This window comes from Pseudooceanicola sp. NS-SX8, from assembly GCF_057380755.1.
In genome coordinates this window covers 871077-892496 of sequence record NZ_CM170819.1, presented here as the reverse complement: position 1 = coordinate 892496, position 21420 = coordinate 871077, and the positions used below count along the sequence as shown (strand labels likewise).

Below are 21420 nucleotides of genomic sequence, written 5' to 3'. Positions count from 1 at the left end.
CCTGTGGCGCCACGGCGCGCCTGGCTCTGTGGGGTCATTTCTCGTCTCCAAGCTCGTCCGGCTCTTCGTCGACAAGCTTGACCTCCGGCAGCACAAGCTGTTCGCGGGTCATGCGGGGCGGCCACGTGACCTTGCCCTGAAGATCGAGAGCGGACCCGTCGTCCAGCGTCGGCAGGGTCAGTACCAGGCCAGAGCCGCGATACTGCCCGGACACTCCCGTGGTGACACCTTCCTCGGCCCCGCCGCCGGTACCATCGCTGCCGTCGCCGGCGTCCGATCCGTCACCGGCACCATCACCGCCGTCGCCACCGTCCGACCCGTCGCCAGTACCATCGCCACCGTCGCCACCATCCGACCCGTCGCCGGTACCATCACCACCGTCGCCACCGTCCGACCCGTCGCCGGTACCATCACCGCCGTCGCCACCGTCCGATCCGTCACCGGTACCGTCACCGCCGTCTCCACCATCCGATCCGTCGCCGGTGCTGGAGCCATCTCCCAGCACAGCCATCGCCGTGTAGATTTCCGGCGACTGGATCTCGCTCTCGGTTCCCGGCGTCTGCAACGGTTCATCCGTGCCCCAAAGGCCAATGATGACCTCATCCCCGGAAATCTCCGGTGTCTCACCGGTTCCCAGCAGGTCGATCGTGGCCAGGCCGCCGACGCTGACCTCGACCGAACCCGTTTCGGATACCGCGTACCCCATGGTGATATCGCCATGGGTCGCGACCTCGATGTCACCGTTTGCGGCGACGTCCAGCGTGCCCGAGGTCTGCTCACCCACCGTCAGGCGACCGACCTCTCCGCCGAGGGCCGTCAAGGCGACCCGACCCGAAAGGTCCACGCCCGCGTCATCGCCGTAGATCGCGCCAAGCGAGGTCAGGATCGTCTCTGCCGTCTGATCCCGCAGGACCGATCCGGCGATGGTGAGCGAGGCTTCCGCCAGGATATCCACCAGGCCGCCGCCCCCGGTCACCCCCGACAGGGCAAAGGATGCGGCGCTGACCAGGTGGATCGCCTCGTCGCCTGCCGTGACCGAAAGTTCATCTGCCAGGAAGCGCACCGGGACCGAGGCACTGCCGATGCGACCCCCACCGATTTCCAGAAGAGACGGGGTCTCCAGCAGCCCCACGACATCCAGATCCGCGGCAGAAACCGACAGGTCCCCGCCCGCACTGATGCCCCAGGTGGCAAGGGTTCCGTCTGCCGCGAGGGACAGGTCACCGCCCGCCGTCGCCGAGACCAGCGTGACGACCCCGCTGCCGAAGCTGATCTCACCGCTGCCCGACAGGGCGAGGGTGGCCAGCAGCGCCCCGCCCTCGGGGGTGATGCGCAGCGTGCCACCCTGCCCCGCAGAGGCGGTCTGCAGATCCAGCTCCGCCGTCGTCAGCGCGCCCGACAGGTCCGCGGCGCCGCTCAGTTCCATCCGCTCCGCCGACGCCGTGACGAAGGTCATCGTACTGCCATTGGCCACGGCCGTGATCAGGGGCGCCTCCACCAGGTCGATCACGATGTCGCCGGTCGCGGAGAGGTCCACTGCCGCAGTGGCGATTACGGACACGAGCGAGCCTGCTGCCGCCAGGATACTACCCTGTTCATATGTGCCTGCGTCGATCGACACCGTGCCAGCCGCCAGGGTCACATCGCCTTCGAAGGTCACGTTTCGCGCGGCGGAAAGGGTGACATCGGCCGTGGTGCCCAGGGTTCGCAGAAGGACGATATCCGCCTCGTTCCCCCGACCGGAGGTCGTCAGCTGCAGATACGTCACGGAAAGTTCCGTGACCGCAAGCGACATCTGCGCGCTCGACGTGATCCGGACGACACCGCCGGTGGACAGGGCCCTGACCGTCATCACCTCGCTTGCCGACAGGTTGACCAGCGAGGCCCGCGCGCCCGCCTGGCTGTAGACCGCAAGCGTCGCCGCAGCAATCTGCATCGCCTCGCTCTCGCTGCCCAGATCGCCGCTGGACGTGATCTGAAGGTCACCCCCCGCCTTGATGGAGAGCAGACCCGCCGCGGCGGAAAGGATCTGGCCGTCGATGTCCAGCGTCACGTCCGCCCCCGCGTAGATCCGCGCACCGTTTGCCCCCGCGCCCAGTGTGCCGGCGGCCCCTGCAACCAGCGTGACACCGCTGCCGATCGTGGTCAGGTTCACGTTGCCATCCCGGGAAGCGATCCGCCCGACCTGAAGGTCTTCGCCGCTCAGCGTCACGCGAACGTTTCCGGTCTGCGCCAGGATGTTGACCAGTGCACCGGGCTGGGTCAGCACCAGCGTCAGCACGCTGTTGCGGCCAACCGCGCCGGACGCTGCAAGATCGACGGAAGCCGCCTTGATCGTCTCCCCCCCGTCCGCAGAGGTGATGTTCCCGCCGAGCGCGCGGATATCGACGTGGCCGGGCGTGTAGACCTCCGTCAGGGCCAGGTTGCCGGAGGAGGAGGTGACGTAGATGTCTTCCGCCGCGCGCAGGCCCAGGGTGCCGCCGGACAGCAGGTTGACTTCCAGCGCGCTGCTGGACGTGCCGATGCCACCCGTCGCGGCCTCCAGGTAGACGGCCTGACCGCTGACACTGCCACCCGAAAGGCCCGTGAGCGCACCGGAACTGCGGATCTGAACATCTCCGCCGGCCGCGATTTCCGCCAGGAGCAGATCGCCTTCGCTGCCCAGGTAGACGTCTTCGCCGGCCGTCACCCGCACTTCGCCGCTGGCCTCGATATCCAGGTCCTCGTTCTGCAGGATGATCACGCGATCCTCCTCGATCACGACATCCGTGGCCGAGGCGGAGAAGAGCGCGAGCCGATCTTCGACCGTCAGGGTGCTGCCCGCCATTTTCACGATAGGCTCGACCTCGGCACCGATGCTTTCCCCGGCGATCAGCGTGACGTTTCGGGCAGAGATATTGGGCGCTTCGATCGTCAGCTGGGTGTCCGTGACATCCAGGATCAGGTCCCGCCGGAAGGCTGCCTCCAGCTCCGTCGTCGTGAAGTAGGCAGAGGCCTTGAGCTCCGTGATCTCTTCCGAGGTGAGGGTATAGGAATAAGCCGCATCATAGGCCGCCGCCCCGTAGAGCGCGTAGTTCTCGTGGAATGCCGCGTTCTGCGTGGCCTCCAGCGCGTCGACCTCTGCCTCCGTCAGGCCATCTGCCATCAGGCTGGCGCGCTGTGTCGCGCTGTAGCTGACAGGATCGAGATCGGCATCGTAGGCGGCATAGCCCGTGACATTGCCCTGGTCGTCGTAGATGGCAAGCTTTGCCCACCAGTCGAAGTAGGCCGCGGTGCGCACCTCGATTTCCTGGGCGACGATAGGATCGCTGCCTGCCTTTTCCGCCGCCAGGGCCGCCTCGATGGTGCTCTTGTCCGCCTCGGTCAGCTTGTAGCTCCAGGTCGGATCGTATCCTTCATCCAGGTACAGGGCCGCCGCCGCGTGGAATGCTGCGGTCCTCTCGGCGTAAAGCGCCTCGATCTCCGCCCTGGAATAGCCCTCTGCCAGAAGGGTCTTCGTTTCGTCTTCCGTGGGTTTCAGCGTGATATCGGCAGCATACTCCTCGATCCCGACGATATTGCCGCGTGCGTCGCGGATGATCAGCTCTTCCCAGAAGGCCGCGTAGTCCGCGTTCTGATCCTCGACATAGGCGTCAGAGGCCGCCGCGATCTCTGCCTGGGTGACCGCATCCAGGTCCTGGTCGATCAGCTGCAGCTCTTCCCAGAGGGCGGACAGGATATCGGCCTGCGCCCGGCGATCCGTCTCCTCGACGTCGTTGTCGTCAAGGATCGAGTAGCTGGAGGCGGTGAGGGTGACATCGCCGGTTTCGGAAATGATCTCGTTGATGACCATCGTACCGAAGGTGGTCTTCAGCTCGATATCTTCGCGGGCGTAGGCGGAAATCGTACCGGCGGCGATCACGTCGAGGTCGCCGTCGAAGCGGATCGTTGCATCCGCGTCGTACCCGATGGCCCCTGTTTCCGACAGGAGGTAGACATCCGTCCCGGTGATCACCCCGGTGACGGATCCCAGAAGAGATGCCCCCGCCGCGTAGATGGATCCCTCCGCCTCCAGCTGGACCTCACCATAGGTCGCAGCCTCCACGGAATAGATCCCCAGCCCCCCGGTTTCATTGCGCAGGCGAATGTCGCCCTCGGCCTGGATGAAGAGATCCACGTCATCCCCGATCAGCAGGGCCACCTGGTCACCTTCGATGGTGCCGGCGCCGATCAGTTCGTTGACATAGGGCGTGCTGCCCGCCTGCAGGCTCGCGCCGCTCTTGCGACCGAAGATTGTGCGCGCCTCGATGTCGGCGTCCAGGACCCACTTCGACAGCGACAGGCCCGAAGAGGACGCCCCGGCGACATCGCCCCCCGCGTCGATGGTCAGCACATCGGTCGTGATCGTCACGTCGGATCCAACGGTCAGAACGTCCCCGGCCGCGGTCACGTCGATGGTGCCATCGCCCACCTGCACGTTTTCGGAAAAGAGGACCGACCCCGCGCTTTCGATTGCAAGCGACGCCAGGCTGCGACCGGAAATATCGACCTCGATCCCGTAGTCGGCCTTCAGGCGATGGGTGTAGGTCCGCAGTTCCGTGAAGCTCTCCTCGTAGACGAAGACCCGGGACCGGTTGCCCGTCAAGAACCCTTCGGTCCAGCTCTTGTCCCAGTCGGGATCGTCATCGACCGCAACAGAAGTGAAGTTCAGCAACTCGTAGGAGGAGAAGAAGGTGTAGTAATTGTCCGGGTCATCCATGTCATCCTGGGCGACCGCGATGTAACCGACCTCCGGCGTTTCGCCGACCAGAACCACCGTGATGTCATCGTCTTCCACCGCCGCGACGTCGTAGTCCGAAGTGGTGGTGTCTTGCGCCAGGAAGCGCTGTGTCTCGGTCACCTCGTAGGTGCGATCCACGTCGATCTCGGTCGCGGTCGTATAGTACCAGGCCAGATCATCGAGCGGGAAGTAATAGGCCGGATCCGAGGTATCCACGATCATCACGCCCGGCACCGTCGCCGACACGCTCTTCGTCAGGTCGCCATCCGCATCGACCGTGAAGGTCGTGACCTGATAGCCCGTCTCGTCGCCGAAAAGGCTCGACACCTCCTTGAAGCGGTCGATGATCCGGATCGTGCCGGTCACCCCGCCTTCGGGGCCCAGGTTGATCTCTGCGAATTCCAGGTCACGGGTCGATCCGCTTTCGACCGTCAGACTGCCATAACCGTTGGCCGCCACGATCTGACCATTCCCGGTCGAGGCGATCTGCCCCGAAATCTCGATGTAGCCGCCCAGGGTTTCCACCCCGGTGATTTCCAGCCGGTCGGTTTCTGCATTGTAGACCACCGCGACATTGCCGGTGATGTAGTCGTCCCCCAGCTGCCCGGTCGTCGGGTTGGCGGCGATGACATCCACGTTGGTTTCCGTCTCGACCGAGGCGCTGGTCCCGCGCAGGGGCGAGTAGAGCGTGGTGCTGCCGCTGTCGAGCGTATCCAGAAGGGTGTCGATGCTGGAATCGATGGTCAGCGACCAGTCGGTGATCCCGGACTGGATCAGCCCGTCGATGTTGAGCGTCTCTGCGTAGATGAAGATCGCGCCCACGGCGGTCACGGATCCGCCGACATCCGCCACCTCGTATTCGACCGACAGATCCACCTCTGGGTCAATCGTGCCGGCGGCGATCAGCGCGTCGATGACCGACTGGATGGTCTCCTCATCCCTGTCCGGTGCGACCCTCATCGCGTCGTAGATCAGATCCTGGTAATACTCCTGAGCCTCGAACAGGGTCGCATAGGCCGAAACGGGATTGCTGGGCAGGTGCGTCAGCGGGGAGGACGGCGCGAGGAAGAAATCGCCGCCGGAATCGATGGTGATTGCCCGCGCGCTGATATCCCCGCCGAAGACATAGACCGAGCCATCGGCGGTCTGCATCGTGACCGACCCGCCGACGTTGGAGACCTCCCCACGGACATAGAGATCCGCCGCCGCGCCGGAGGTGACGTTGTAGGTGTTCTGCAGGATGATCTGCGGCTGGATGTCCGACGTCGGAGAGGAGGCGACATTGCTCAGCTCCGGATCCGCGGCCGATGTCCCGGCCCCGAGGTCGATCAGCTCCGCCAGGGTCAGGAAGGTGGATCCGTTCCAGCTCAGCTCGCCGGCATCGACATAGGGGATCGTCAGGTCCCCGACCTCCAGGCTGAGGTGGGTGTTGTTGATGATCTCGATCAGGGAGTCGCCGATCGCCTGGATCGATCCGTCGCCCAGCAGGTAATCTCCTGCCAGGATGATGTTGCCGCCCTGGGCATAGCCTTCTTCGACAATGGCGAAGTCGGTCACATAGTCGCCTGCCCCCGTGACATCCAGGTAGGCAAGCCGCGCTTCGAGGCCCTCGATCTGGGTATTCAGCGTTGCCCAGGTATCGCTGTCTGCAGGGTAGGCATCTCGCAGGGTGGTCAGGGCAACGATATAGGCTTCGATCTGGCTTCCCACGTCGCGGTCGAATTCGAAGGAAACCTCGATGTCGCCCTCGGTCGTGACGGTCAGGTCCCCGATGTCGCTGACGTCGGTATCGCCACCGGCATAGTCGATCATCACGCGCTGTGCCGAATTGGAACCGGCCAGCAGCGTCCCTTCGATGACCAGCCCCGCGGTGGAGGAATTCACCGCCGAGCCACCCTCGAACGCGAGGGAGACGTCATCGACCCCCACCAGGTTGCCGAAGAAGTTGACCACGGCCTCTGCCGCTTCGGCGTAGCTGTCGATGGCATAGGAATAGCCATAGAGATCGACATAGCCGTCCCCCGCCTTGACCGAGATGTCGGAGGCCGCCGTGATCGTCGCCCCGGCACCGATGTTGACGAAATTGCCCAGCTCGGCCAGCGCAGCCGCCGTCGGGTCGGCACCGATGGGGATCGCGGTGCGATTGTGAATCCGTGCCTCGGCGTGCTGCTGGATGGTCTGCCTGCCGTCCTCTCCCTCACCCGCCAGGATCTCGATCTCGCCCCGCGAAGAGGTGATCGTACCCGAGACGATATCGACCAGGTTGTCCTGACGCAGCGTTGTCTTTCCCTGCGCCTCGCCCGCACCCGCCAGACCAAAGGTACGGATGTAGGCCTCCGATACAAGGGTGGCATCCGAATAGGCAGAGATCGCGACATCGCCCTCTGCATCAATCGTGGCCCCGGTCAGACGCACCGTGCCGCTCGCGGTTTCCTCTTCGTCGTTCAGGTCACCGACCACCAGCTCGCTGACGAGGCGTGGTATGGTCACGAGCCCCCCCATGTCGCCCGTCAGCCGGTCCGTCAGATCATAGGTATGCGCCATGGAGATGGAGACCTGGCCCGCCGTTCCGTCATCACCGTTGACCTGCGTCAGGACGGTGCCGTTCTGGATGTCGATCAGCGCGTTCGACATGACCTCGGTCTTGGAGGACAGCGCCGCCACGTTGATGCCGCCGAAGCTGCCGGTGGATCCGTTGAAATCGATGGCGGTCTTGGTGATCGAGGTATCCGAGGCGATACTGATCCGGTTTGCCGTCAGATCGCTGGAAAGCTGAAGCAGGCTGTCGGAGCTCACGTGGTTCCGCATCTGGGTCGCACCGAAATCGGCCAGTGCAACCGAGATGGAGTCGGAATTGCTCTCGAACTCGATATCGCGGTCGGCCTCCAGCACGATCTCCGCGGCTTCGATGCCCGCCCCGGAAACAAGCAGCTCCGTCGTGGTTTCCACGTCGAGCACCAGCTTGGAGGCAAAGATCGTGGTCAGCCCGCCCTGCCCGGCGACCGCATTGCCAAAGAGGTAGGATGAACCGCCGGAGATCGCCTGGAACGTGCCGCCGATCTGCGCCGTGCTGGCAAAGGTCAGCGCGGTACGCGCCAGGCTGACATCCTCCGCCTCGGCCAGGGTCCCGCCGATCCCGACGCCCCCCGCGAAGGTGCCCTTGGCCTCATACTCCAGGTCGGAGGCATTGCGCGCCTCGATCACCGCATCGCCCGTGGTCGTCAGGCTGTCGAAGCCCAGCAGGACCTCGACCTCGGAGGCATTGCGCGCCAGCACTTCCGACCCGCCGGACGATCCGGCCGTGACCGTCGTCGACCGTGCCGTCGCAAAGATCTGCGCCCGGTCCTCCGCATCGGGATCATTGTCCACGGCCAGCACATCCAGGCTGGTCGCATCGACGCTCAGCCCGCTTGCGGCAATGGTCGTCCAGCTTTCGCGCTTGGCACTGGCCACGTTGACGCCGGAACTGCCACCGCCACCGACGTTCGCCTTCGTGTCCGCAGTGACGTCGCCGCTGTTGACTGCCAGCAGGCTGACCGCCCCCCCGTTGATATTCGCAGCCCCGAGGGAGATCGTCACTTCCGACCGGTCCCGGGCACGGGCGTAGGTCACCCCCACCGCGATGGCCCCTGCCGCCAGCAGATCGATATCCGCCGTGACGGCGCCGTAGCGCAGGGCCTGGATCGCGACACTGCTGCCCGAAAGCTGCGGCGCGCCCTGCAACAGCACCGCAATGGTCGACTGCCGGTAGGCGTTTGCCACCGAAACGCCCGCGCCGATGGCCGCCACGGCCGCCGCATTGACCTTGGCCTTGGTTTCCGCCGCCTCTTCTGCCGTCAGCTCCAGCGCTCCTCCGGCGTCCAGTTCGGCATTGCTGCCCACCTCGACCTGCACCGCGCGCCCGATCCGGATGTCGACCACCCCCGCGCCGGAGGCGATCAGCCCGCCAGAGCCGGCAAAGGCCACCGGTTCACCATCGTTCACATCCGCCAGGGCCGTCAGGTTCAGTGCACCTGCAGTGCTGATCGCCGATCCGCTGCCCACCAGGGTTTCCACGGTGGAACCGCGGCGCACCAGGACCACGCCATGGGTGGCGGAAATCGCCCCGCCGGACGCCCCCCCAGCCAGAAGAGACAGCGTGCCGCCCTCCTCGGAAGCGACCGAAGCAGATCCGGAGGTGATGCTCACCCCATCCCCGATCCGGGCACGGATCGTGTCTTCTTCCACCCCGTTGAACGCCGCGTTCAGACTGATTGCCTGCTCTTCGGCGGTGACGTCCCCCAGGAGGGAGCTGACCAAGCCGTCGCCGAAGTGAATGTCGTAGTCGGCCTGATCCTCGTCCTCTGCATCATCCGAGGTCGTGAAGGAGTCGTCCTGCAGCGCGGCATCCGCATCGTCGATGGCATCCTGTGCGCTCTCCGCCTCGTCGCTGTCATCGCCGGACACGGCGACCGGGGTGCCGAAGCTCAGCAGCACACCCGAGCCCTGGAAGGAGAAGACCCCGCCCCCCAGCGACACCGCCACGCCGTCGAAGCTGCGTTCGCCGTAGGCCTCCACCGCCAGGTCGCCGTCGATCACCACGGTGGAATTGTCGTCGATCTCCGCCAGGACGGTGTTGCGCATGGTCGAGATCAGCACCGAGGCACCAACCGCCACATAGCCGCCGGATTGGGTAAGAACATAGGCGCTCTGGCTGAAGACCTGCGTGGCGCGGACGGTCAGGTCGCCGCCTGCGGTGGCATCCGTGTAGGCGCCCAGGCGTGCCTGCACGCTCTGGCGCGACACGGTATAAAGCCCGGCGCCCGCAACCCCGACCAGACCGCCGCCCGTTCCGACGATCACCTGGTTGGCAGAAATCAGATCCTCGCCCGAGGGAAGCAGCACATCGCTGTCGGTCTCCGCAAACGGGGTGCTGCTGGCCTCGGCCTCCACCACGATGTCACCGCCCGCCGAAAGCCGGACACCGCTGTAGGCGTCCCCATCCAGGGTTCCGGCATAGACGACGTCTTCGCTGTTGGCGATCAGCACGGCGGATCCGGCGCCGACCAGGCCCACCCCCACGGATCCCGCAACGTTCTGCATCCGTCGCGGTGCGACTGCGGTGATCGTCACGTCGTTTCCGGCGCCAAGCACGGATTGGGACGCATAGGCATTCGTCGTCGATCGGGTGATTGCCACCTGCCAGACACCGGCGATACCCGCGTAGATCCCCGCGCCAAGCGCGGCCGCGGTCGATTTCACCGATTCCGCGGTGACCGCATCAATGTCGATGTCATGGCCCGCGGTGACATTCGAACTCGTCACCGTGGCCTCCGTCAGCTTGGACACCACCAGCAGTTCATGAAGCGCGCCGATCCCGGCGGTCAGCCCGCCGCCCAGAACCAGGTTCACCAGCTGCATGGAGGTCGCGTTGCCGGCGAAGACATCCACATCGCCGTTCATGCTGCTGACCGTGGAATTGTCGATATTTGCCCGCACCGTGTCGCCCATCAGGGTGATCGGCAGCTGCAGGCCGATACCCACCCCACTGGACAACGCCCCGACGAAACTCAGCGAATTGAACTGGCTGAACGTATCGGCGACGACGGCAACCCCCGTCCGGGTCGCGCTGGTGCGGGTCAGGTAAAGGTCATCTTCGCCCGCCAGCGTCTCCAGCCGGGCGTAGCTCGCAGCTCCATCCCCGGCGCCCTCTCCCAGTACGAGCGAGCCCGCCTCGATCAGCGCCTGCACCACGGAGGTGGAGCGCAGCACCGTGACCGAGACACCGATGCCCGCAGATCCACCATAGGTGACGCCGCCGGAGACATTGTCGAAGTTGCCCAGGAAGCTTTCGTTGCCGCCGCCGACACCGCTCAGCGTGCCACCGTTCAGCGCCTGGACCAGCACCGTGTCACCGGCCATGACGGTGCTTCCGGCAATGCGTGCCGTGACCTCGTCCTGCTTCAGGGTCAGTGCGACCGAGCCGACGACACCGACGGTTCCACCAACCCCGGCGCCCGCCGCGCTGGTAGTGACATCCGTGGTATTGGTCGCCGCGACGACCACGTCTTCCTCCGCCTCGATATCCGCATCCAGGACTTCGGCCGTGGTGATGCCCTTGTCCCAGGCAATGGCCAGGGCAGCCCCGACCCCGGCACTGTCGCCCGCCGCAATCGAGTAGGCCAGGGAGGTCAGGACCTGGGACCGCAGCGCCTGCACGGAAACGCTTCCGCCGGCGGACAGTTCGGCCCCCGCCAACACCCGCGCCTCGATGGCCGAACGCGCAAAGATCAGCCCGTTGGAGGCGCTCACCGCCGCGCCAGAGGTCGATCCCCCCGCAGAGATCGACAGAGACAGCACCTTGGTGGTTTCGGCGGCCGTAAGATCGACATCCCCCGACGCCGCGATTTCCACGTTGGTTTCCACCACGGCGGTGCTTTTCGCCAGCAGTTCGGCGATGGACAGGGTCGCGCCGATGGCCAGGTCCTCACCTATGGGCAGGGCCCCGGTGATCGCCCAGAAGCGGTTAGCATCCGTCGTCTGCAGAGAGACATTCGCCGCCTGCAGCGCCCCGTTGCCGGTGATCGCGCTGGTCACCGACTGGGCCTGCCGCACGATGGCGCCGCCCGCACCCACGGCATTGCCCATGAAGGCCGCACCCGCCGCCCCCACCATGATGTCCGTCTGCGCCGCCGCACTCAGCGTCACATCGCCCGACACCTCCGTCTGCACGCCGTTCAGCGCCAGCTCCGCCTCCACCTTGCCGCCCTGGCGCACCCAGGACAGACCGATCCCGATGGTCGTCGCATCGTTGTCGTCGCTGCCGCCGTCGCTTTCGGCCGATTGCTCCCCCGATGCCTCGGTCCCCGCGCCCGAAACCGCATCCGCACCGGCACTGTCTTCCGGCACCGCGATCTCGTCCTCGGTGGTCTCGCTTTCCTCTCCGTCACGCTCACCGGGCAGGATATCCCGCTTCACGATCTTGAACTTGCCCGTCACCTCGTTGCGTTCGACCGTCCAGTTGTCGATCAGGCCCGAGACGAAGCCGATGTCGAGGCCCAGGCTCATCGCGCCCGCAAGGGCATCCGCCGTACGCGCATCGGTGGCGGACAGGCTCATGTCGCCTCCGATAGAGCGGGAGGACCCGGTGGCGTCGATGGTCGCCGAAATGGCGCTTTCCTTGCTCAGGTTCAGCTCCGGCAGGGACATCCCCGTCTTGTCGGACACGAAATCCAGGACAAGATTGGTCGCTTCCTCGATGGTCTCACGCAGGGTCGTGCTGCGCTCGTCGCCGTCGAGATCGGTCAGATCGTCCGACGCCTGCCCGAAGGCCACGTAGGAGAAGGAGCCGACCCCCGCGAAGCCGCCCCCGATGGTCACCCCGATCGCCACGTCCAGGACCTTGGTCTCATCAAGGGCCACCAGGCTGACATCGGCATCCGTGGCAAAGGAACTGGTCCCGGTAATCCGGGCGGCCGTTTCGCCGTGGAACAGGAACATCCCCACGCCGATCCCCGCCCCGTCGGACGCGCGGCTGTCGCTTGCCTGAACCGAGAAGACCTGATCACTGCGCCGTGCTTCCAGCGCAACTTCGCCCGACGGCGCCGCAACAAGGCTGTCGGTGATCTCTGCCACGACGTCGCGGACATCGCTCAGCCAGCTGACGTTTCCGGTGACGCCCGCGTCCGAGGAACCGCCGTTGCGCCCGATGGCAACGCTGGAAATCAACATCTCAGAAACGGCGGACAGGGCAACGGGGCCATAGAGGTCCACATTGTCCGCCCGGGCCGTGGTATCGCGACGATAGGCATCCACGATCACCCCGCCAGAAATCCCCACCCCTTCATTTACCGCGTTCCCGTTCGCCAGCAGATCCCGCTGCGTTGCATCCAGGGCGGAAACCCGGATTGCACCTTCGGCGCGCAGATCCAGCAGCTCCGCACGGGTTTCGCCACTGGTCGACAGGATCACCACCAGGACCGCGCCCGTGTCATCCGCCTCTCCGTCCCGCAGGGCGATCAGATGCTGGATGGTGGAGGTCTGGGCCACGGCACCGATGCTGCCGGCCAGGATCGTACCACCCTGCACCTCGGCCAGGGTCGCGGCGTTGTGGCGGGTGATCACCACCCCGATCGTGCCTGCGGTGTCCCCGTAGCTGCGCGCATCCTGGCGGTTGTCGATCACGGCCGCCTCGGTGGCGGCGACATCGACGGCGGCGTAGCCGCTCAGCTCGCTGTTGAAGACCTGCGCCTCGGTATCCCAGTCGGTCACGATGACCGCCACGGGGATGTTGATCGCAAAGCCCTGCGCCCGCTGGCCCGCGATGATGAGAGAGCTGAGCCCGCCGGTCTGCTCGGCCGAAACCGTCACGGTTCCGCTGCCCGTGGCATCAACGCTTTCCGCCCCTTCCAGAAGGGCCAGGGTCCTGCGGTTGTCCGACTGGACGGTGACGGATATCCCCAGGCCGAAGTCACCAGCCCCGGTGCCAAGGAAGCCGACCTGGGCCGAGGTATCCCCCGCGCTGCGGGCAAGGATTTCAACCTCGCCCAACTCCGCAGTGCCAAGCTCCGTCACCTCGGCGCGGGTTGTCAGATTGACGATGTTCACCACGACAGACGCGTTGAGCTGGATCTCCGTGTCGCCTCCCGTGGCAGCCGCAACCGACAGGATATTGCGCGTCGACACGGCCCTGACGGCCAGGCTCTCCACCTCGACCGATCCGCCGCTCTGGGTCGCGGTCACCGTCTCCGTTCGCTGGGATATCGCCACGGCAACCCCCAGGCCGAAGTCACCGGTATCGGTTTCGGCATCTTCCTCGTCTTCCTCCGCCCCGACCTCTTCGGCGGCGCCTGCAGCGACATCGCTCATCAGATCGCCTGCCGTCTTGCCGGAATCGGTCCCGGTTTCCTCCTCCTTGACCTCTTCCACCACGGAGGCCTGCAGCGCACCGGCGATCGACACAGTCTCGCCCTCCAGCCCCGCGACGATGGTCATGTCTCCGGCTCCGGCAACGGCGGCTGTCCGGCTCGCCGTCACGTCCGACCGGCCAAGGTGCAACGCGGCAGATGCGGCGACTTCAACCTTGTTGCCACCGCCCCGCCCCGCCGCGATGGCAAAGAGGTCTCCGCTGTCGTTTGCCCCCACGTCGAAGGAACCACCTGCGGCGACCTGCCTTTGACCGCCAAGATCGAGGGCGGAAACGCTGGTCCTGATCAGGGTCAGCGACGCTGCCCCCGCCAAACCGAAGCTTCCACCAGCGCCGATGGCGGCGCCCGTCCCGATCTGGGCGGAGGCGGTGTTGGTCGCCGTGATCGCCGCCTCGGTCAGGTCGACCGTCGCCTCCGTCGCAAGGGCGGCGATGGCGGAATTGGATCCGAAGACGCCCGCGAAGTCTGCCGCCACCGCCAGTCCGAAGCTGCTCTCCGGCGTGGCCTCGCTTCCTTCCTCCGCGTCCTCGTCCTCCGGCGCCTGCTGCAGCTCGAAGGCCTCCGAATTCTCGTCCATCTGATCGCCGATCAGGGTCTCGGGCACGTCGATGCTTTCCCGGTCTTCCTCTTCGTCCTCCGCCTCGTCCCCTGCCTCGCCGGCGTTGTGATCGGCCTTCTCCTCATCCAGGCCCTCGGCCCCGGCAGATGCCCCGGCCACGCTCCACCCTGACGTCTCCGCCGAGATCGACAGCGCGCCCAGGATCAGGTCGGGCCCGCCCGCAAAGGACTGGTCTTCGGCGAATGCGCTTGCCAGGTCAGAGGTGATAGACGCCACGGCTTGCCGCTTGGCAAAGACCAACCCGGTCGCAAGCCCGAAGCCCACGGTCCCGGCCTGTGTACCCGCGGCACCGAAGGCGAAAAGACGGGCCGCGTCGGTTGCCGTCAGGGTCGTCCCGGTCACGATCTCCAGCGCGTTGTCGGAATCGATCCGCGCGAGCGCCTGGCTCTGGTGATCGACAATCGCCACGCCCGCGTTGAAGGCGACCCCGTCGGCACCGCCAAAGGATTTGGCCACGGCAACGGCGCTCACATCGTTGACGGCAGATACCGCAAGACTGTCCAGCTGCAGGTCGGCGGTCAGCAGTTCCCCTAGATCAGCCGTCGTCTCGATCCGCTGCCGGATGTACTGCAGCGCCCCGCCCAGACCAAAGGCACCGACCTCGTTTTCCTTCTCCGTCCGCTTCTCCTCCTGCGACGGATCCTCCTCCTCGTCCTCCTCGGCGAGCGCCTTTTCCAGGGGAATGTCGCGCAGTGCGATCAGTCCACCCGTCGTCGCCGCCGAAATCGCAAGGTATCCGGTGTACTGGGCATAGGCCCCGTCCAGAACCCTGGCAGAGGCGGTGATGTTCTGCACATGCACACCGATGTCGAACACGAAGCCGACGTTCGCTTCCCCCTCGGTCTGGTTGATCACCGACCACAGGTCACGATCCAGCGTCAGCGCGGGATCGGGCAGCAGATCGTCAGAGGACAGCCCGCTGTCCGTCACCTCCTCCGTCAGGCCGCTGCTTGCGGTTTCCAGCGCCGTTTCGAGCGCGGACAGATCGGTGGAGGGCAGGCTGGACGCGGCACTTATCGTCAGGCTGTCGACGTTGCCGGCATAGTTGGTGATGCCCTGCTCTGCCACTGTCTCCATCTGCATGAAGCCGAGTGAAACGGTACCGACGAACCCGAAGCTGGTATCATCAAGGTTCCCGGCCTTGGTCGCCGTAAGCTTGTTGTAACCGGAAACCGCATTCACCGCTTCCAGCGACGCGTTCACCCCGACACTTCCCGCCCAGAGGGCACCGTGGGACAGGTCGTAGGCCTCCCCGCTGTAGCTGTCGGTACCGCTGCCCCCCAAAAGGGCCTTCACGATGGTGTCGTGCCGGTCCAGATTCAGCGCGACCACGAAACTCGGGGCTGTTTTCGCCTTTTCGTCGTCCTCGTCCTCGGCCTCTCCGGCGCCCTCCACCTCGTCGGCCATGTCGTCCTGCACCTGGTCGGTGGCCCCCGCCAGCGCATCCAGAAGGGCAGAGCTGTCGTTGCTGTCGTCTTCCTCCGAAGGCGTCTCGACCTTCTCTTCCTCCTCGGCCTCTTCGCCCTCATCCTCGGCGATGGACTTGTCGAGCTCTCCATCGGTCAGCGATCCGGTCACCGCCGCTGCGGTTGCCGTGTAGTTCGTCATTGTATCGCTGGCCCTCAGCAGGATCGTCCCCGCATTGGTCAGCCCGATATCCCCGCCGATCAGGATCTGGGTATCCGAATCCGCGAGAGAGACGATGCCGGCCCCGGCCAGAGACAGGGTCGTGCTGTCCTCCGCCAGGGCCGTCAGCGTGATGTCGTGGGTCGTGCTGGCCGAGACGGTCGCAAGGCTGCCCCCCGTGATCAGGCTTCCGTAATCCGCAGAGGCCGGGTCGATCTCTACCCTGTTCAGGGCATCGCGCAACGAAAGGACACCCGCCGCCTTGAACGAGGACTGGTTGTCCACGCGCGCGGTGATGTCCTGAACCTCGCTCACCCGCGAGGTGATCGCGATCGTGCCGTTGCCCCTGGAATCCAGCTGGGACTGTTCGATCAGGACACGGCTGTAGGTCTTGCTCTGCGCGAAGGCCAACCCGATTGTACCGGCCGACGCATCGACATTTGCCACCGTCGACGCGCTGGACGAAATGTTCAGCTGGCCCTCGGTCGCCTCATCATCGTCGATGGCTGCCCGATCCGACAGCAGGACCGAGCGATAGATCGACACTTCGCTGTCGGCCACGACCACCGTCGGCGCGATTGCGATGCTGACGCCGGAGAACCCGTCTCCGGTAGCCTCGCCGTCCTCTTCGGTGCCCTCCGTCCCTTCGGGCGTGCGTGCCTCTGCCGCCGCATCCTCGAACTGCGTGGCCACCTGATCCATCTGCTGGCCGCCGCTGCTGTCCACTCCGAGCTCGTCCCGGGCCGCGATCACCGTCACCAACGACTGTGCCGAAGCGGAGGAGATGATGTTCATTTCCCGTCCGAAGGCATTGTCGGGGCACGGCACTTCGATCCCGCATTCCTCATCGTCGGAGTACCAGTCCCCGTTGGTGAAGGTCACGTTGTCCAGCATGGTCCGTGTCACGACTTCCAGCCGGTTGAACGACGCGGAAACAGCAACGCCCCACCCATCCTGGGCATGGCCGCTGCGCCCGGTGACGATCACCTCGAAGACCGAGCTGTCGGTGGCGGCAAAACGCGTCTCCGGCAGGACATTCGTGGTGTCTTCGGCCCAGTCCTCGTCGATGGCGATCGAGGACGACAGCCCGTAGGCCTCGGTATGGTGGGTGACGAAAGCAAGGCCGAAGCTGCCGCTGATGCCGATGCCGTCGACCGCGACGGCGGACACTGCTGAGGCCTGCCCGTAGGAGATCGCGGTGCGCGCATCCAGGGTCACATCCGTCGGCCATTCGGTGTCGATCGAGGCCCCCTCCATCAGGAGGGAGGTCGTCACCTCACCGAAGGTGCCGGCAAAGTCACCGGAGAAGACGAAGGTCCGATCGTCGTCATCACCGCTGTCCGTTGTTGCACTACCGTCGTCGCCATTGCCAGCCGCCTCCGCCACGGCATCCGCATGATCGCCAAAGAGCGCCTCGGACAGGGCAACGGTCGCCTCGTCTTCCCCTTCCTCGGTGTCATCTTCTTCAGTATCCGTATCCGCCTCGCCCGTATCTGCGTCTTCCACCTCGCCTCCGTCGCTGGAAGACACGGTTCCGGCGGCCAGGACGTAGCCGTCGGTGACCGCCTCCACCGCGAGGTCACCTTCGATGCGGATCCGGCCACTGGTCAGCTCCGCCTCGGTTGTCCGGTCCGTCAGGTTGACGGCCACCCCGATGGCCAGGCCGGTCTTGGCCCCCTCCGTTCCAGACCCGGCCAGGGTCACGAGGGAGCTTCCGTCATGCGCCGACATCGCATAGCCGAGGTCGGCTCCGCTGATCCTGAAGGCGCCGTTTGTCACCCGTGTCTGTGCCGTGTAGCTGGTGATCGCGACCCCGGCATTCAGGCCGAACCCGCCCTCGTTGGCGCCATAGGCACGAGCGGTGTTGAGAAGCAGAAGATCCTGTTCGGCCTGCTGAACGTACTGGTGCATGTTCAGTGTCGCGTCGTCTCCGATCAGGGCTTCGGCCTGTGCATCGACCAGAAGGATCCCGACGGCGCCGCCGAAACCTGTCTTGTCACTGCCGGTCGTTGCGCCCGGCGCCCCGGCCCCCAGGACAATGTCGCCGGTGTTGGCGGCCCGGATCGTCAGCAGGGCTTCCGGGTCCAGCTCCGTCCGTGAACCGTCGATCAGGAAATTGTCTTCAAGCTCGATCTGGGCATCTTCCAGATCGGCGATGGCACTCAGTTCGATCTGGGCCACGAAACCATTCAAGCCGACGCCGATCTCGTCGCCGTAGCCCTCCGTCTCAGACAGGAAGAGCCTGGTGTCGCTCTCTTCCTGCGCCGGCGTCTCGTCGGCATCCTCCGGCACATCCGGGTCCGCGTCATCCTCCTCCGCCGTCGCGTCGGATCGGGTCAGTCCACCATCTTCGTCCAGCCCGCCGTCCTCTTCGCCGTCACCGTCCCCTTCACCACTCTCGCCCTCTCCGCTCTCATCGGAGGCACCTTCCTCCTCCGAAGCGACGGTCGTCAGGGTGGCCCGATCGCCAGCGGCGACCTCTCCGATCACGTCGCCTTCGGTGGCGGCCGTTTCGCCCGTCTCGGCCGCGATCAGACCTGCTCGGTAGGCATCCCACCAGTCTCCGACTTCATCGCGTCCCTCGCCCTCGACAAAGGTGTTTTCTGCAATCACCTCGACATCGCCGACCGCGTTGATCTGGGCATCGGGGGTATTGGCGCCGCCACCATCCAAGGTGACCAGCGCGTCAGCGCTCCAGTTGGCATAGCCAAGCGCAATCAGGTAGGCGGTGTTTCCGCTGGCCTCCAGCTCTTCCGCGCTGTCGCCGGTCAGCTCGCCCGCCGCCGTCGTGTCGGTATCCGGCACGGATCCCAGCGTCGTTATCGTCTCGACCCGGATATCCTCGAAGACGTTGCGAGCCGCGATGGTAATGGTCGGATCGCTGTCGAGGTCCACGTAGCTCGGAGCCTTCGCGCTGGTGCCCCCCCTTGCGCCGTAGGTACCGTCGGCGATCGTGTCGACCAGCGGCGCATTCAGAAGGCGCAGGTTGCCGTCCGCATCCTCGTAGGTGACCTCGGGCCCGCCAAAGATCACTTCCGTCTCCGTCTTGTGGCCCGACAGGTTGATCGCCAGCCCGAAGCGCGTGCCGTCGCTTTCGCCGGACCCTTCGTCGCTGGTCACGCCGTCAAGCAAGCCGCTGTCGTCCTCTGTCCCGTCCTCATCGGACCCCAGGCTGCCCAGCAACGCATCCGCCATGCCATCCGCCACATTCAGGACCTCTTCGGCCTCGGCGTCCTGCTCTTCCTCCGAGACCTGCTGATCCTCCTCCGCTTCGGCCACGCCGCTGGCGGCATAGATCCCGCCGCTGACACGGGCGCGCGACAGGAAACTGGCCCAGGTGGTGGTTGCGGCAACGGTCAGTTCACCGTTCTCGGTGGCCATGGAGCCACCCAGCAGGACTTCTGTCCGCGTGTCGTCGAACGACAGCGCCAGCGCCACGGCCCGTGTTTCCTCGTTGGTGACCGCATCGGCTGTCATGACGATGTTCTTGACGACATCCGCAGTGATGGAGATCCCGCCCAGGGACACGAACTGCGCATATTCGTCCTGATCGGTGCCGCTGTTCCAGGGCAGATAGCTGGACGTCGCCTCGTCCTGGCTGGCGCCGGCGACGAAACCGATCGCCGGGCGGATGCCGTTGACCGTGACGGAGGCGCGGGCACGGCGCAGGGATGCGGCAAGCGCCAGGTTGAAGGCACCGACGGATCCATCCCCGGCGTCCTCCTGCACCCCGGACTGTGCGATCAGGGTCTGCTCTTCGTTCACCAGGGCACTGACGGCGATGGCCCCGCCGGCGTCGATTGCACTGTCTTCGAACAGGACATCCGCCACGGTATTGCTGGCGGCGATGGCAAATGCGGTATCGGTATTCTCCGGCGCGACGGTGATCTTCGTCGAGGCCTCCGCGGCCACGCTCGCATCATTGATCGCCGCAATATAGCTGTCGGAAACGGTGATCAGCGCCTTTGCCTGCAACGCCGAAGGCAGCGCCTCGAAGTTGATATCGCCAAGGTCGGGAATGGCGCCGGTCAGCAGCTCCTCTGCCAGGGCATAGATCTCCTCCGACCCGGTGAAGCCGGCCGCATTGTCGAAGAGGGAACTGACGTAGGAAGCGGCCGCCGCGTCAGTGTCCGCAAGGTTGTCCTTGTAAGCGGTGGCGAGGAGGTTGACCTCCTCCCCCCGGATCAGCGCACCGGTGACGGTCAGCGACACGGTCGCCGAAGGGTCCGCGTTGTGACGCAGGTCGCCGGGCCCTTCCGCCTCATCCGTGATGCGGTCGTCCAGCCGTGCGTGCAGGGTCACCACGCCACCGAAACTGCCGCTTTCATCTGCCGCCAGGATCTGGCTGCCTGCTTCCAGCACGATTTCGGGCGCGATCAGGGTCACGTCGCCGGCCGAAGCGATGGCCAGGGTCGAAATCACCGTACCTTCCAGCAAGGTGATGCTCTCGTAGGCGATGATCGTCAGATCTCCGCCGGCTGTATCCTGCGATGCGACGACGGCATATTCCTCGGGGTCGATCAGGATCGCGCCCGCTTGCCCCCCGTCGGACCAGACCCGGAATTCCCCCAGGGCCTGCGCCTCGTTGTGGGAGCTGAATTCGATGAAGCCGCCATCGCCCGTCCCGAGCGCCGCAGCAGAAATCACGGCTCCCTCGCTCAGCACCGCGCTTTCTTCCGCGAAGAGGATCACGCTGCCACCGTCGCCTGCGCCCTCCCCCTCTGCCAGCAGGCGCGCGCCGCGCGCCAGGCCGATCGTCTCGCTGTCCGTGACGGTGATCGTGCCGCCGCTCTCTCCGTTGCGGGCCGTGACCGTGGCATTTTCAGTGAAGCTCACCCCTTCAAGGCCACTGATGCTGATCGCACCCTGCCCGCCGTTGATGATCTCTCCCGCCGAAAGGGAGCCGTCGATGGTGACCAGCCCACCGGCCTGCAGGGTCAGGGCGTCCGCCGCCTCGATCCGCCCTTCGACGGTGATGTCACCATCGCCCTGGGCAAGGGTCCCACCGGTGATGCCGCTGATCATGCCATCGGTAATGGAGCCCGAAACCGCCCCCGCCGCCGGGGTGGAAAGGGAGACGGAGCCCCCCCGGATCGTGCCCTGCGGGCCAATGACAATTCCGTTGGGGCTCGCAAGGTAGACCTCGCCTCCCATCTGGCCATTCTGCATGGACTGCACCAGTCCATTCACCTGGCTTTGCGCACCGGTGACGATGTTCACGGTGCCAGCCGTGCCGGTCGGGGCATGCAGGTTCACGGTCTGCCCGCTGGCAACCCCGAAGGCGGAAAAGCTGTTGACGCCATAGCCCTGGGTGATTGTCCCGGTCGTGACATCCGTCACCGAACCGGCGGAAGTCACGCTGGTCGCGGTCCTCCCATCGGCGATGACCTGGGCCACCAGCGGTGGCGGCAGAACAAGAAAGAAACAGGAAACCCACGCCACGAAGAGGCGCGTCGCCCCGTGAAGTCGATCACGGAACTGATGGGATGCAACAGACAATACGGGACGAC

At 65.6% G+C, this 21420-nt stretch carries 1 protein-coding gene; it reads right to left on the bottom strand.

What is annotated here, in order from left to right; translation table 11 throughout:
* Window positions 1–34: 34 nt before the first annotated feature.
* Window positions 35–21268 (bottom strand): leukotoxin LktA family filamentous adhesin, encoded by a 21234-nt coding sequence (locus AC2IR1_RS04040; protein WP_486474997.1) that lies wholly within the window; start codon window positions 21266–21268, stop codon window positions 35–37.
* Window positions 21269–21420 lie beyond the last annotated feature (152 nt).